Annotated in this window: 15 protein-coding genes; 10 read left to right on the top strand and 5 right to left on the bottom strand. The window is 67.9% G+C overall.

All coding sequences use genetic code 11. The annotated features are described in order from the left end of the window. Positions 1-287: 287 nt before the first annotated feature. Together J9611_RS11245 and J9611_RS11240 are read left to right on the top strand one after the other, a co-directional pair. Entirely contained in the window at positions 288-854 is a 567-nt protein-coding gene (locus J9611_RS11245) for a GlcG/HbpS family heme-binding protein (RefSeq protein WP_211880191.1), read from the top strand. A gap of 10 nt (positions 855-864) precedes the next feature. Continuing rightward, positions 865-1,626 carry an ankyrin repeat domain-containing protein gene (locus J9611_RS11240; protein WP_372447781.1) on the top strand — a complete coding sequence of 254 codons (762 nt, stop codon included), beginning with the start codon at positions 865-867 and terminating at the stop codon, positions 1,624-1,626. A gap of 113 nt (positions 1,627-1,739) precedes the next feature. On the opposite strand, the gene J9611_RS11235 is transcribed toward J9611_RS11240, so the two are convergent. The 3 genes from J9611_RS11235 to J9611_RS11225 are packed head-to-tail and all read right to left on the bottom strand — an operon-like array spanning position 1,740 to position 4,433. After that, positions 1,740-2,924, bottom strand: a complete 1,185-nt coding sequence (locus tag J9611_RS11235; RefSeq protein WP_211880190.1) for an acetyl-CoA acetyltransferase — start codon at positions 2,922-2,924, stop codon at positions 1,740-1,742. After that, a complete protein-coding gene (locus J9611_RS11230) occupies positions 2,921-3,631 on the bottom strand; it encodes a CoA transferase subunit B (RefSeq protein ID WP_211880189.1) in 711 nt (236 codons plus the stop codon). Before J9611_RS11230 ends, J9611_RS11235 begins: the two co-directional genes overlap by 4 nt. Before the next feature lie 49 nt (positions 3,632-3,680). Next, positions 3,681-4,433 (bottom strand): CoA transferase subunit A, encoded by a 753-nt coding sequence (locus J9611_RS11225; RefSeq protein WP_211880188.1) that lies wholly within the window; start codon positions 4,431-4,433, stop codon positions 3,681-3,683. Positions 4,434-4,644: 211 nt separating this feature from the next. On the opposite strand from J9611_RS11225, the gene J9611_RS11220 reads away from it, so the two are divergent. Together J9611_RS11220 and J9611_RS11215 are read left to right on the top strand one after the other, a co-directional pair. Continuing rightward, positions 4,645-5,454 (top strand): IclR family transcriptional regulator, encoded by an 810-nt coding sequence (locus J9611_RS11220; protein ID WP_211880187.1) that lies wholly within the window; start codon positions 4,645-4,647, stop codon positions 5,452-5,454. 289 nt (positions 5,455-5,743) lie between these two features. Beyond that, complete coding sequence (locus J9611_RS11215; protein ID WP_246527669.1) at positions 5,744-6,724, top strand: plastocyanin/azurin family copper-binding protein; 981 nt, start codon at positions 5,744-5,746, stop codon at positions 6,722-6,724. Between the two features lie 131 nt (positions 6,725-6,855). Here the strand turns inward: J9611_RS11215 and nadE are convergent, their stop codons facing one another. After that, complete coding sequence (nadE, locus tag J9611_RS11210) at positions 6,856-7,710, bottom strand: NAD(+) synthase (RefSeq protein ID WP_211880186.1); 855 nt, start codon at positions 7,708-7,710, stop codon at positions 6,856-6,858. Positions 7,711-7,882: 172 nt separating this feature from the next. Here nadE and J9611_RS11205 point away from each other — a divergent pair, with 172 nt between their 5' ends. The 3 genes from J9611_RS11205 to J9611_RS11195 all read left to right on the top strand — a co-directional run bounded on the left by J9611_RS11205 (position 7,883) and on the right by J9611_RS11195 (position 10,898). Next, positions 7,883-9,124 (top strand): FAD-dependent oxidoreductase, encoded by a 1,242-nt coding sequence (locus tag J9611_RS11205; protein WP_211880185.1) that lies wholly within the window; start codon positions 7,883-7,885, stop codon positions 9,122-9,124. A 73-nt stretch (positions 9,125-9,197) separates the two neighbouring features. After that, positions 9,198-9,782, top strand: coding sequence for an orotate phosphoribosyltransferase (pyrE, locus tag J9611_RS11200; RefSeq protein ID WP_211880184.1), 585 nt, complete (start codon positions 9,198-9,200; stop codon positions 9,780-9,782). Positions 9,783-9,857: 75 nt separating this feature from the next. After that, positions 9,858-10,898 carry a thioesterase domain-containing protein gene (locus J9611_RS11195; RefSeq protein WP_211880182.1) on the top strand — a complete coding sequence of 347 codons (1,041 nt, stop codon included), beginning with the start codon at positions 9,858-9,860 and terminating at the stop codon, positions 10,896-10,898. A gap of 34 nt (positions 10,899-10,932) precedes the next feature. Here the strand turns inward: J9611_RS11195 and J9611_RS11190 are convergent, their stop codons facing one another. Next, positions 10,933-11,787: an HAD-IIA family hydrolase gene (locus J9611_RS11190; protein WP_211880181.1), complete on the bottom strand. Its 855-nt coding sequence runs from the start codon at positions 11,785-11,787 to the stop codon at positions 10,933-10,935. 197 nt (positions 11,788-11,984) lie between these two features. Here J9611_RS11190 and J9611_RS11185 point away from each other — a divergent pair, with 197 nt between their 5' ends. From J9611_RS11185 to J9611_RS11175, 3 genes are all read left to right on the top strand, one after another. Then, positions 11,985-12,563: a TrmH family RNA methyltransferase gene (locus tag J9611_RS11185; protein ID WP_246527671.1), complete on the top strand. Its 579-nt coding sequence runs from the start codon at positions 11,985-11,987 to the stop codon at positions 12,561-12,563. A 223-nt stretch (positions 12,564-12,786) separates the two neighbouring features. After that, on the top strand, positions 12,787-13,665 hold the full coding sequence (locus tag J9611_RS11180; RefSeq protein ID WP_246527668.1) for an endonuclease domain-containing protein: 879 nt from the start codon (positions 12,787-12,789) through the stop codon (positions 13,663-13,665). 192 nt (positions 13,666-13,857) lie between these two features. Further along, positions 13,858-14,433 (top strand): class II fructose-bisphosphate aldolase (locus tag J9611_RS11175; RefSeq protein WP_211880176.1); only part of this gene is annotated, 576 nt, incomplete at its 3' end.

Genomic DNA, 14,433 nt, shown 5'->3' with positions numbered 1-14,433 from the left:
AATCCCGGGCCCCGGCCTCTCATTCCCAGGCCGTCAGCGGGCCGCCCAAAGCTCCGAAGAGCGGCCCGGAAGCCGTATCCCATCTCCGGATTGCCCCTTGTTCAGCGCTCTCCTAGGGCCCGCGCCGTTGCTGGTGTCTCAGCCTTTTGGCTGACGGTGCTGGCCCGATGGGGGAGGCCGCGGCAGACTAACGCCCGATGCCCGAACGGTCCGGAGCGGAAAAGATGGATTTGAACCCGGGTCTTGAACCCGGGGCAAGCCCAAGAACCGCATTCCGAGGAGAACCTGTGAAGAAGTCCAACAAGACCGCCGCCGCTGCTGCCGGAGCATTGCTCCTGACCGGAGGGCTGACTGTTGCCGCCAACGCCGGAGCCAACGCGGGCGCGTCTGTGACGGCCGTTCCCGCCGTCGATATCCAGCCGGCCCCGGAGAGTGTGGTGGCCCAGAACCGGATCAGCGTCGGCGCCTCCGCAGCTGCCGTCAACGCTGCCCTGGCCAAATGCCAGGCCGACAAGCTGCCGTTCGTGACGGTGGCGCTGGTGGACCGCTTCGGAACCGTCCAGGCACTCCTCCGCGGGGACAACGCGGCGGAGCACACCATCGAAGCCGCCCGGCAGAAGGCTTACACGGCCGCCGCCTTCGGAACGCCCACCAGCGAGCTGGCCAAGCGAATCAACGGGAACGGGCCCAGCATCGCCGACCTGCCCGGCACGCTGTTCCTGGCCGGCGGTGTTCCGCTCAAGGTCAACGGCGTGTCGGTGGCCGGGATCGGCGTGGGCGGCGCCCCGGACGGCACGCTCGACGAAGCCTGTGCAACGGAAGGTGCCCAAGCCATCGCCGGAACTGCTAAGTAGGCTCTGGTTCATGAGGCGGTTCAGGACGTGGCGCACGGCATCCCGTCGGCACTACCGGATACGCGAATTGGGTGCAGTCCTGTGCCTCGCCGCCGCACTGGCGGCGATACTTGCCGGCTGCAGCCCGGAAACCGAACAGCCAATGCGGCTGGAGACTCCGCCGTCGCAGGTCCAGGTGACTCCGGACGCGGCAACGAGCGGCCCCGGCGCACAATCGGCGGCATCGACGCCATCACCAGCGGCCGTCACTACCCATCCAGCCTTGTCCCCGGAGGCCCAGGCGGACTTTGACCAGCGGCTGATCCGGGCTGCGAAAGCCAATTTGCTGCCCCAGGTCGCGGAGCTGGTCCAGGCCGGCGGCGACGTCAACGCCAAGGATTCCATCCAGGACTCGGCGTTCCTTTACGCCGGGGCGGAGGGCTTCAACGAGATTCTGCAGTTGACGCTCGCGAACGGAGCAGATGTTGCCAGTACCAACCGTTTCGGCGGCACGGCCTTGATTCCCGCGAGCGAACACGGCCACGTGGAAACGGTCCGGATCCTCATTGCCGCCGGTGTTCCCGTGAACCATGTCAACAACCTGGGCTGGACGGCCATGCAGGAAGCCATCCTCCTCAACAACGGCGGACCCAGGCAGCAGGACGTGGTGCGGCAACTCCTGGATGCCCGCGCCGACCCCAACATCAGGGACCCACAAGGCCGCACGGCCCTGGAGAATGCCGAGCGGCTGGGCTTCGCCGAGATTGCGGAGCTGATCCGGCAGCGGGGCTAACCCGGAGTCGCGCCGGGTCTCCCCAGGTTTGGCGGCCACCCTTGGGTTGATCCCCGTGAACTCGCCGTGGAGCACCGCCAAAGAAGGGGAATTTCAGCGCCCGCCCCATTGCGCTAGACGGCTTCGAGCACGCTGACGTAGTTGGCGATGCCGACGCCGCCCATGTTCTGCACCGCGGCCCGGCGCGGGCTTTTCAGCTGCATCGCGCCGGCGGTGCCGGTGAGCTGCATGGCGGCGATGACGTGCTGGGACACGCCGGTGGCGCCCACGGGGTGGCCCTTGGCCTTGAGCCCGCCGGAGACGTTGACGGGCAGCTTGCCGTCCTTGAAGACCCAGCCTTCCGCCAGGGCGCGGGATCCCTGGCCCGGTTCGGTCAGGCCCATGGCCTCGTACATGAGCAGTTCGGCGATCGTGAAGCAGTCGTGCACCTCCGCGAAGTCCAGGTCCCCGAGTTCGACGCCGGCCATGCCCAGGGCGCGCTGCCAGGACACCCGGGTGGCGGCGAACGCGGTGGGGTCCCGGCGTTCGGCGGGGAAGAAGTCGTTGGCGTGGCCGAAGCCGGCGAGCCGGACCGGGGCGGTGGCGCCCGCCGTCGGTGAGGTGCTCAGCACGACGGCGGCGGCGCCGTCGGACACGGGGGAGCAGTCGGTGCGGCGCAGCGGGTCGGCCACCATCGGGTTCTTGTCCGAGACGGTGCGGCAGAATTCCTCGCCGAGGTCCTTGCGGAGCTGGGCGTACGGGTTGTCGACGCCGTTGCGGTGGTTCTTCGCCGCGATCGTGCCGAGCACGTCGGAAATCGGGCCGTAGCGCTTCTCGTAATGCTTCGCGACGTCGGCGAACAGGCCGGTGAAGCCGGTGGTGGAGGCCTTGCCGGCCATGTCGTAGTCCGCGCCGAGCAGCGCGGCACCCACGACGTCGGCGCCGGCCTGGGTCATCTTCTCGGCGCCGATCACCAGGACGGTCTTCGCGGTGCCGGCCAGCAGCGACTTGGTGCCCTGCTGGAACGCGGCGGACCCCGAGGCGCAGGCGTTCTCGACCCGGGTGGCCGGGACGTTGGCGAGCTGGTCCGAGACCTGGAGCGCCAGCGAGGACGGGAAGGCCAGCGGCATCATGCCGGAGTTGAACTGGCCCAGGTAGATCTCGTCAATCTGGCCCGGGTCGATCCCGGCGTTGCCGATCGCCTCGGTGGCGACCTGGACGATCAGCGACTCGAGGGTCTCGTCGGTGAGCTTGCCGAAGCGGCTGTGGCCCCAGCCGGTGAGCAGGACGTCCTTGCCGAACTGTTTCTTCAGGCTCATGCTGTGGCTCCTTCGAGGGTGGTTTCTTCCAGTGCAGGGGCAGCGAGATCAGGTGCGACGTCGAACTCCGCCCCGGTCTTTTCGCGGAGCTCCGCCACGGTGACGCCCGGCGCGAGCCGCGTGAGCGTGAGCTGCCGGCCGTCGCCTGTGTTTTGTTCGTGCCTCACAAGGTCAAACACGGCGAGGTCGCTGATGATCCGGTCCACGCAGCTCAGGCCGGTGAGCGGCAGGGTGCATTCCGGGACGATCTTGGCGGTGCCGTCCTTGGCGTTGTGCTCGGTCAGGACCACCACGCGCGGGGTGCCGGCCACGAGATCCATGGCCCCGCCCATGCCCTTGACCATCTTGCCGGGGATGGTCCAGTTGGCGAGGTCGCCGGCGCCGGAGACCTGCATGGCGCCCAGGATGGCGACCTTCACGTGGCCGCCGCGGATCATCCCGAAGGAGGTGGCGGAGTCGAAGAGGCTCCCGCCGGGCAGGACCGTGACGGTCTGCTTGCCGGCGTTGATGAGGTCCGCGTCCTCTTCGCCCTCGTACGGGAACGGGCCCATGCCGAGCAGGCCGTTCTCGCTCTGCAGGACGACGCGGACGCCCGCGGGCAGGTTGTTGGCGACCAGCGTGGGGATGCCGATGCCAAGGTTGACGTAGTCGCCGTCGTTCAGTTCTTCGGCCGCAATGGCAGCCATTTCATTCCGGGTCCAGGCCATGGTGTTTCTCCTCAGAAGTCTTCAGGGGTGCGGTTCAGGGGGAGCCGGGTCAGGCGGGTACGACGGCGGGGGCTGCTTCGGCGGCCCCGGCTGGAGCCGACTCGGCGCGCGGGCGGACCGTGCGCTGTTCGATGTCCTTGACCCGGCCGCTGGCCTGCACGAGGCGCTGGACGTACACGCCGGGGGTGACGATGTGGTTGGGGTCCAGCGCGCCGGGCTCGACGATCACCTCGGCCTCCGCGACGGTCACCGCGCCTGCCGTGGCCACGACCGGGTTGAAGTTCCGCGCGGTGTAGCGGTAGATGAGGTTGCCGTCGGTGTCGGCGGTGTGCGCGTGGACCAGCGCGACGTCGGCCCTGATGGCGCGCTCCTGCACATAGGTTTCGCCGTCGAACTCGGCCAGCGGCTTGCCTTCGGCGACGAGGGTGCCCACGCCGGTCTTCGTGTAGAAGGCCGGGATGCCGGCGCCGCCGGCGCGGAGGCGCTCGGCGAGGGTGCCCTGCGGGGTGAACTCCACCTCCAGCTTGCCGGCGAGGTACTGCTCGGCGAAGAGCCTGTTCTCGCCCACATAGGAGGCGATGACCTTGGCCACCTGGCTGGCCTCAATCAGCACGCCGAGGCCCTTGCCGTCCACGCCCATGTTGTTCGACACCACCGTGAGGTTCCTGACGCCGGAATCGCGCACGGCCTCGATCAGGTCCGCCGGGATGCCGCTGAGGCCAAAGCCGCCGACGGCCAGCGTCATGCCGTCCCGCAGCACGTCCTGCAGAGCCGCGGCTGCCCCGGATTTCACCTTTGACATTGCTTCTCCTCATTGAGCTCGCACAGTGATCCACGTTGTGGACTGTTCCTCTGGGGTTGGAGCCTACGGTGCCCAAAAGGGGACTATCAACGGATGATTGGGGCTCTAGAAGGTGACGTTTTACAGTGTGGACGCTAGGCTTGCGGGTATCCACATTGTGGATACTTTGAGGGTTTCGGCAGGAAAAATTACGGAAAGAAGTCGGCAGACGATGAATTCATCACCGGTCAATCCGGTCCAGGGTGCCCAGGTGGTCAGCCGTGTCGCAGCCCTGCTGCGGATCGTGGGCCGGAAGCCGGCCGGCTCCCCGCTCGTGGAGCTGGTCCGCGAATCGGGTTTCACCCGCCCCACCGTGCACCGGCTGCTCAGTTCGCTGGCGGCCGAGGGCCTGCTTGACCAGGACCCGAACAGCGGCAACTGGGTGCTGGGGCCGGAGATCCTGCTCATGGGGTCCGTGGCCTCGGCCCGCTTCCCGCTCGAGGACATCGCGCGGCCCGGCCTGCGCCGGCTGGCCGAGGAGACCGGCGAGAGTGCCTTCTTCTCCATCCGCCGCGGGTCCGAGACGGTGTGCCTGCTCCGGGAGGAGGGAAGTTTTCCTGTGCGCTCCTTCGTGCTGCACGAAGGTGTCCGGTTTCCCCTGGGTGTCGCCTCGGCCGGGACCGCCATCATGGCCTTCCTGCCGGAGAACGAACAGGAAGAACTGCTGGCCGGATGGGCCGCGCACGCCGGAAATTTCGCGGCAGGCCACACCGAGGCGCTGGTCCGCAAGAACCTGGCCCTGACGCAGCAGGCCGGGTATTCGGTCAATCCCGGCCTCGTGCTGGAAGGCAGCTGGGGAATGGGCGCGGCGGTCTTCGACCAGCGCGGCCGTCCCGCCTGGGCGCTGTCCCTCACCGGCATCGAGCCGCGTTTCCGGGCGGACCGGCGGCCGCTCCTGGGCCGCCTGCTGATGGACGAGGCCCACCGGATTTCGATGCTGCTGCAGGGCACCAGCCAGGGCAGCAGCCCGGGCGCCCGGTAGGGAAGCCAACCGGGGCAGAGGCCCCGGGCCGCGGCAATTTGCCGGGAATCTCGACAAACCCTGTGCTGCGGGAGCACCATGAGAACTGCATTGTCACCGCATCGCTAACGCCCGGCAGCGGGCGCGTTTCCGGCGGCTTCCTGCCCACCGGTCCTGGGTGGTTGAGGGGAGCGTTGCCTGGCGGACGCCCACCGCTCCGGCCCCGGACGCCGTCGTGGTCGACGGCGTCCGCGAAAATCACCAGGCCGGTTCCCGGCCGTTCCCGCCAGATTCATAAGGAGTGAGTCGATTGACTCCTCATGCCGAAACCCATCGAAAGCGGCGCCTTTTTCGCGTTCTGCTTGCATCCCTCACCGCCCTGTTGATGCCGCTGGCCGTCAGCGGCACCGCCTTCGCAGAAGGCAAATCAGACGGCGGTAATTCATCATCGAGGACCTGGACCGTCCAGGTCGGTTCCGAATCCTCGGACCAGGCCATCCAGGGGATGGCCTTCCTGCCCGAAAACGTCTACGTCAACGCCGGGGACAAGGTCACCTGGAAGGCGAACTCGGCGGAAATCCATACGGTCACGTTCCTGGCCGACGGCCAGTCGCTGGAGTCCACGCAGCCGTTCAATCCCACGGATCCGCAGGGCATCCTCAAGCAGGGCGGAGGGGACTACGACGGACATTCCTATTACAACTCCGGCGTCATGTCGAACGTGTCCAACAGCGGCTTCACGGAAGCGAAGAAGTACACCCTGAAGTTCCCTGACGCGGGCGAGTTCACGTACTACTGCCTCGTGCACGGGATGGCCATGAAGGGGACGGTCCATGTCCGGGCCGCCGGAACGGATTACCCGTATTCCCAGTCGCAGTATGACCGCCAGGCCAAGAAGCAGGAACGCGACATCCTGCGCGACGGGCACAAGTCTTGGGATGTGGCCCGCGACCAGGCCGACAAGCACACCGTCATCGCAGGGACGGACAACGGAATCTCGATGGTCATGCGGTTCGTACACCAGGAGATCGTGGTCCGGGTGGGCGAGAGCGTGACCTTCGTGAACAACGGCATGGGAGCCCCGCATACCGTCACCTTCGGCACCGAGCCGGCCGACCCGTTCGCGGCCCTGGGTGTCCCCGACAACTTCACCGGCGGTGACCTCAGCTCCGGGATCATACCGCTGCACACCAGTTACACCGTGAAGTTCAACAAAGCGGGGGAGTTCGATTACATCTGCGCCCTCCACGACTTCATGGGCATGAAGGGCACGGTGAAAGTCAGGGACTGAGGTCCGCTCCTGCGGGCGCATGTGCGGTCCCGGGGCACTTTGGCACGGACACGCCGGGCGTTAGGGCCCGGAGAGCGTAAATCTGTCTGAAAGTGCCCCGGGATGGAGCCCCGCGGTTTCCGGGAACCGGCTCAGAGCCCGGTCCTGGCCTCCTCCGGGCCCTGGTGCTTCCACCAGGTATCCGTGATGGTGACCGGCACGGTGCGCTTGTGGCGGGTCCGGAGGTATTTCTCCTCGATCCGTTCAGCGATTCCGTCCGGGACCTCGCGTCCCTCAAGGTAGTCGTCGATCTGGTCGTACGTGAGGCCGAGCTCGTCCTCGTCGGTGCGGCCGGGCTTGCCGTCGAGCAGGTCCGCCGTGGGCACCTTGGCCCAGATCCGGTCCGGGGCGCCCAGGTGGGCCAGCAGGGCGCGGTTCTGGCGCTTGTTGAGCCCGAACAGCGGGAGCACGTCCGCGCCGCCGTCGCCGAACTTGGTGAAGAAGCCCGTCACCGACTCGGCCCCGTGGTCCGTGCCGATCACGAGGTAGTTGTGTTCGCCGGCCAGCGCGTACTGCGCGACCATCCGGGAGCGGGCCTTCATGTTGCCCTTGGTGAAATCGGACACGGCCTCGCCGGTGGTCTTCTCGAACTCGGTCTCGAAGCCGTCCACGGCCGGGGCGATGTTGAAGGTCCACTCGGTCCTGGCACCGATGAAGTCCAGCGCAGCCTGGGCATCGTCCTCGTCGTGCTGGACACCGTGGGGGAGCCGGACCGCGACGAAACTCGCGTCCACGCCCTCGGCTTCCAGTTCCTCGGCCGCCAGCTGCGCCAGGCGTCCGGCCAGCGAGGAGTCCAGACCGCCCGAGATGCCCAGGATGAAGCCCCTGGTGTGGGTGGCCTTGAGGTATTCCTTCAGGAACGTGACGCGTCTGCGCACCTCCCCGGCGGGGTCGATCCTTGGCAGCACGCCCATTTCCTCGATGATTTTCGCCTGGAGTTCACGCATGCCTCAAAGCCTAGCCAGCGGTGTCAACCGGGCCCAACTGTTGCGGCCGGCGCTGCGCATCCGGGCGGGCGCTGCCCGGATTCCCGTCGCGCCCGGAAATTCCCGTAGCGCCGGTCCAAAAGCGCAGCGAAAACTCCTGCCGCCGGAGCCCGTACCGGCGTAGCGTGGGGCCATGGAGAAGACCGGATGCGCGGTGGTCGGCGGCGGCCCGGCCGGGATGATGCTCGGCCTGCTGCTGGCCCGGGCCGGGGTGCAGGTGACAGTACTGGAGAAGCATGCGGACTTCTTCCGGGACTTCCGCGGCGACACCGTCCACGCCTCCACGATCCGGCTGATCGACGAACTGGGCCTGGGCGAGGAGTTCCGCCGGCTGCCGCAGAGCCGCCTGAGCAACGTGGCGTTCCCGGTTCCCGGCGGCCCGCCCGTGACGATGGGCAACTTTGATTCGCTGCCCGCACCGTACAACTATGTGGCCCTGATGCCGCAGTGGGACTTCCTGAACTTCCTCGCCGACGCCGCCGCCCGGGAGCCTTCCTTCAGCCTGCGGATGAGACACACCGCCACCGCGCTCCTCCGGAACGGCGGCCGGGTCACCGGGGTGCGCTACCGGAAGGCCGACGGCACCGAGGGCGAGCTGCAGGCGGATCTCGTCATTGCCACCGACGGACGCCATTCCGCCCTGCGCCGCGCGGCAGGACTGGCACCGAAGGAGTATCCCGTACCGTTCGACGCCTGGTGGTTCCGGCTGCCGCGGCACGCCTCCGAGCGCGGCGCGGTGGCCGGCATCGTGCCGGCGTTCGGGCGTGGCGAGGCGCTGGTGGCATTGTTCCGCACCGACTATTTCCAGATGGGCTACCTCGGGCCGAAGGGTGCGGATGCCCGGATCCGGGCCGAGGGCATCGAAGGATTCCGACGCCGGATCGCGGGTTTGCGTCCGGACCTCGCCGACCGGGTGGACGCCATCGGCTCGCTGGAGGACCTGCACTGGCTCGACGTCCGGCTGGACCGGCTGCACGAATGGCACATCAACGGGCTGCTCTGCATCGGCGACGCCGCGCACGCCATGTCTCCCGCCGGCGGGGTGGGGATCAATCTCGCCATCCAGGACGCGGTGGCCGCCGCGGACTGCCTGGCCCCCGCCCTCCTGCGTGGCCGGGTGCCCCGCGCGGAACTGGCCAGGGTGCAACGACGGCGGCGGATGCCCACCGTCGTCGTCCAGACCGCCCAGCGGGTCATGCACCGCCTGCTGTTCGAACCGATCATGTCCGGAAAACGGTCCGGCGCCCCCGCGGTGCTGCTGTTCATCGCGCGGCGTATCCCGGGGGTGGGTAGGGTGGTTCCGCGGTTCATGGCCTTCGGGCCGCGGCCTGAACACGCGCCCGCCTTCGCCCGGCGCGCGCCGCAGCGTTCGTAGCGCGGCGCTCAAGGGGCTCGCAGCTTCGTGTTCCGGGAATCCGGCCGCGGGCCGAGCCACTAAACTGGGTCCCATGACTGCCAACAGTGACCCTGCAGCCGACGCTGCTGCCGCCCGTGCCCGCCTGCTGGAACTGATCAAGGAACTGGCGGTCGTCCGGGGCAAGGTCATCCTTTCCAGCGGCGCGGAGGCCGACTACTACATCGACCTGCGCCGCATCACCCTGCATCATGAGGCGTCCAAGCTGGTCGGCCAGGTCATGCTCGCGCTGATGGACGACGCCGGGATCGACTTCGAGTGCGCCGGCGGACTCACCATGGGGGCAGACCCGGTGGGCACCGCCGTGATGCACGCCGCCGTCGACGCCGGACGCCCCGTGGACGCCTTCGTCGTGAGGAAGGCGCAGAAGTCCTACGGCATGGGCCGCCAGGTTGAAGGCCCCTCCGTCGACGGCCGCAAGGTGCTGGTCCTGGAGGACACCTCCACCACGGGCGGTTCCGCGCTGACCGCCGTCGAGGGCGTCCGCAAGGCCGGCGGCAACGTGGTGGCCGTGGCCGTGATCGTGGACCGCGCCACCGGAGCCAAGGAAAAGATCGAAGCGGAGGCCGGCGTCCCCTACCTCTTCGCCTTCGGCAAGGACGAACTGGGCCTCGACTAAGCCGTTTCCGGCGGCCCGGCGGCATGGCTGCGGGCGTGTTGCTGATCCGTGATCTGCAGTCGCTACGGTAGAGGTGTGCCGCACGAGACGGAAGCTGACGATCAGCGCGGGCCCGGTTCCGCCGAGGGCCGCCTGCTGCGGCGCGCCGTCGAACTCAAGAGGGTCTCGCGTCGGAGCTTCCTGATCGGGTCGGGGTCCGCCTCGCTGCTGGCGGCGGACATGATCTTCACCAGGAGGGTGCAGGCCGCTCGCCGGGTGAACAGGATCCTGGCGGTGCCGGACGACGTCGCCGAACGCTACTTCCCGAACGCGAGCTGGTTCCTGTTTCCCGGCTACAAGACGAGCTGGGAGGAGGCGCTGTGGATCCTCAACGCGCTCCGTGGTTCCCTGAACAAGCGGGGCCAGCTGGCCGCCGTCGGGTATTCCAACCTGGGGCTGGACATCGACAAGATCGTGATCGCCGTGATCGAGCACGTCCGCGCGCACAAGCTCAGCACGCTCTACTTCTACGGCCACAGCTTCGGCGGCATGGTGGCAACCCAGGTGGCCGCCCGGCTCCGTGAACTGCACGGCGTGGAAGTGGCGTTCATCCTGCTCGACTCCAGCCCGTTCAGCAGATCCGACGTGCTGGACCAGAGCTGGTTCGAGGGCGTGGTGTTCCTCTACGAGAGCGGATTCCGCTTCCCCACCGTGCTGCGCGGCGGCTACGAACTCGGCGAACGGATGCTCCACAAGGACGAGCGCAGCTGGGGCCAGGTGTGGGACCAGACGCTGGAACAGCTGTCGCCGATCGCGCCCTCAAGCGTGCTGGTCCAGTCCGAATCCGCCTACATCTACCACTTTGATGCGAGCCGGTATGTGGGGAATCTCGGCGCAACCCGGATGGCCTTCATCGGCAACCCCAAGGACCGGACCGTGGACTACGAGACGGCCCGGGACTCCTGGCGGCTGACCTTCGCGGCGAACATGGCCTCGGACGGGCTGCGCACCGACGGGGCCCGGCCCGCCCATGCCAGCCCGGGATGGAGCCCGTTCGTGTACCGGCCGATCATCGAGGAACTCATGGACGAGCTTGCGCCGCTGCCCTCGGGCGGCGGGAAGAAGACAGCGTTCTGAGCCGGCTGGACCGGGCTTTCCGGATCCGGTTCCCCTAGATCTGGTTCTTCAGGTCCGCCACCGAGTCCAGGATCTGGTTGGGCCGGAACGGGTACGCGGCGATGTCCTCCCTGTGCGTGATTCCGCTGAGCACCAGCACCGTATGCAATCCGGCTTCCATGCCGGCGATGATGTCCGTGTCCATCCGGTCGCCGATCATGGCCGTGGTCTCCGAATGCGCGTCGATCTGGTTCATCGCCGAGCGGAACATCATCGGGTTCGGCTTCCCCACGATGTAGGGCTCGCGTCCGGTCGCCTTGGTGATCAGCGCCGCGATGGCGCCGGTGGCCGGCATCGGACCGTCCTTGGAGGGGCCGGTGGCGTCCGGGTTGGTCGCGATGAAGCGTGCGCCGCCGAGGATCAGGCGGATGGCCATGGTGATGGCCTCAAAGGAGTAGGTGCGGGTTTCGCCGAGCACCACGAAGTCCGGGTCCTGGTCCGTGAGGATGAAGCCGGCCTCGTGCAGCGCCGTCGTCAGCCCCGCCTCGCCGATCGTGTAGGCGCGGTTGCCCGTTTCCGAGCCATGCACCTGGTCCTTGAGGAACTGGGCCGTGGCCAGCGCCGAGGTCCAGATGTTCTCCTCCGGGATTTCCAGGCCGGAGGACCGCAGCCGGGCTGCGAGGTCCCGGGGCGTGTAGATGGAGTTGTTGGTCAGGACCAGGAACCGCCTGGACGTGTCCACCCAGCGCCGGATGAGGTCCGCGGCGCCGGGGATGGGCTGGTTCTCGTGGACCAGCACGCCGTCCATATCGGTCAGCCAGCACTCGATGTCCTGGCCGCTGCGGTACACCGACGCCGATGAACGTACTTTGTCCGGCTCTGCTCTTTGGCCTGCCCGCTTGTCCGCCATGGTGCCCTCCGCCGTAATGTTCCGCCTGGTGCGTCCCAGTCTAGTGTTGAGGGGTGACTGAACCCGAGACCCCCAGCGATCCCCCTGCCGGCACCGAATTTTCCGGCACGGCCTCCGAGGATGCCTCGGACACCGCAGCGCCTGCGGGCGCCGCAGAACCCAGGGCGGAGGTCGGCGTCGGGCCCTGGGAAGGCGAGCTGCCGCAGGGCGGCCACTGGGACCCGGAGCTCCTGGCGGACGGCGACCGGCGCAACGTGGTGGACCAGTACCGCTACTGGAAGCACGACGCGATTGTCGCGGACCTGGATTCGCGGCGCCACAACTTCCACATCGCCATCGAAAACTGGCAGCACGACCTCAACATCGGCACCGTCGTGCGCACCGCCAACGCGTTCCTGGCCAAGGAGGTGCACATCATCGGCCGACGCCGGTGGAACCGCCGCGGGGCCATGGTCACCGACCGCTACCAGCACATCCGCCACCACCCCACGGTCGAGGACTTCGTGGCGTGGGCGCAGGCGGAGGGGCTGGCGATCATCGGGATCGACATCTTCCCGGACTCCGTCCCGCTGGAGACCTACGAACTGCCCAGGGACTGCGTGCTGGTGTTCGGGCAGGAGGGCCCGGGCCTGACGCCCGAGGTGCACGAGGCCGCCTTGGCCACGCTCTCGATCGAACAGTTCGGCTCCACCCGCTCCATCAACGCCGCCTCCGCCGCCGCGATCGCCATGCATGCCTGGATCCGCCGGCACGTGTTCGGCCAGGCCGTTTCCTAGCCGACTCCCGCGCGACCCCCAGCCCGCCGCCATGCCAGCCCCTGCGCGAGATGGCATTTCGCGGCAGTCGCAACGCCCAACACTGCGGTGAAGTGCCATCTCGTTGCGCCGGAGTACACCAGCCTGTGGATAACCCTCCATGTGAGACCAGGATCGGTAAGAATTGGGGATGCACAGGGCTCCGCTTCCCGAACACCTGACCGCCGGTTCGTTCTCACTTCGGATGTCCGACAAAGCCGGCATCACCAGGACGCGCACGGCGGCCAGAGACCTCGCCACCGTTTCCCGCGGCGTCCGTGTCCCGCTCGGATTTGAGGCCCAAGGTGGTGCGGCTTTGCGGGCCTACACGGAACTGGACTGCTCATCGGCCCTGACCCACATATCCGCTGCCCGTGTCTGGCGGACTGCGCTTGCGTGGCGGCTTGAGGATGACTGGCGCATCCACCTGTCCCGCCGGCCCGGATTCAGCATGCCGCGCAGGGTCAACGTGGTGGGTCACCTGTTGACCTTCCTTCCCGGCGAGCTTGTGGAGTACGACGGCGTCCGGCTCACCTCGCCCGCCCGCACGTGGCTGGACTTGGCGTCCATGGCCGGTGTGGACGAACTCGTCATAGCCGGAGACTCCCTGGTGTGCTCCCACGGCCCCGAGTTCCCCGCGCCACGCGAACCCCTGTGTACGGTGGCGGATCTGCGCCCCATGGTTTCGAAGCATGCCGGGGTCAGGGGAGTGCGGGCGGCCAGGGCGGCGTTGGAGCTCATCCGCGTGGGCGCCGACTCCCAGCCCGAAACGTCGATGCGCCTGGCCTTGGTCCGGGCAGGCCTGCCCGAGCCGAAGCTGAACCATGTGCTGTGGGGCGTGCATGGTGCCCCGGTCTTGTGGCCTGACGCGGCCTATCTGGAGTGGCGCATCTCGATCCAGTACGACGGAGCCGGCCATGGCGGTCCCGAGCAGTACCTCAGGGATATCCGCCGCGACTCAGCGACACGGGAGTACGGCTGGCTTGAGGTGCGCGTGTCCAAAGACGACCTCGCAGGCGACCGGCCCGCCGTCGTGCGTAAAGTCCGGGCCGCGCTGGAAAGCCGAGGCTGGCGCGCGAGATGACACTTCGAGGCAGTGCCGGCGCGCAACACTGCCGCGAACTGCCACCTCGGTGGGCGCAGTGAGCTTAAGTGTTACCGGCCCGCGTGACCCGAAACACTGCCGCTGCAGAGAACTGGCTAGGATGGTTCGTAGCCGACGAGGTTCACCCAGGCTCAACCCAGCCCGCCGACGAAATTCACCATAGGAGTCAGCATGCCCATTGCCACCCCCGAGATCTACTCCGAGATGATCGACCGCGCAAAGACGGGCGGCTTCGCATTCCCCGCCGTCAACGTCACCTCCTCCCAGACCCTCAACGCAGCCCTCCGCGGCTTCGCCGAGGCCGAGTCCGACGGCATCGTCCAGGTCTCCACCGGCGGCGCCGCCTACTGGTCCGGCGCCTCCACCAAGGACATGGTCGCCGGCTCCCTGGGCTTCGCCGCGTTCGCCCGTGAAGTCGCGAAGAACTACGGCGTGAACATCGCCCTGCACACGGACCACTGCCCCAAGGACAAGCTCGAGGGCTTCGTCCTGCCGCTGCTCGCCGCCTCCGAGGCGGAGGTCAAGGCCGGCCGGAACCCGCTGTTCAACTCGCACATGTGGGACGGCTCCGCCGAGACCCTGCAGGAAAACCTGCGGATCGCCCGTGAACTCCTGGCCCGCACCGCGGCCGCCAGGATGATCCTCGAGGTCGAGATCGGCACCGTCGGCGGCGAGGAGGACGGCGTCGAGCACGCCATCAACGACAAGCTGTACACCACCGTCGAGGACGCCCTGGCCACCATCGAC

The organism is Pseudarthrobacter albicanus (assembly GCF_018224015.1).
GTDB classification, from domain to species: Bacteria; Actinomycetota; Actinomycetes; order Actinomycetales; family Micrococcaceae; genus Arthrobacter; species Arthrobacter albicanus.
This window is presented reverse-complemented; position numbering and strand designations above follow the sequence as displayed.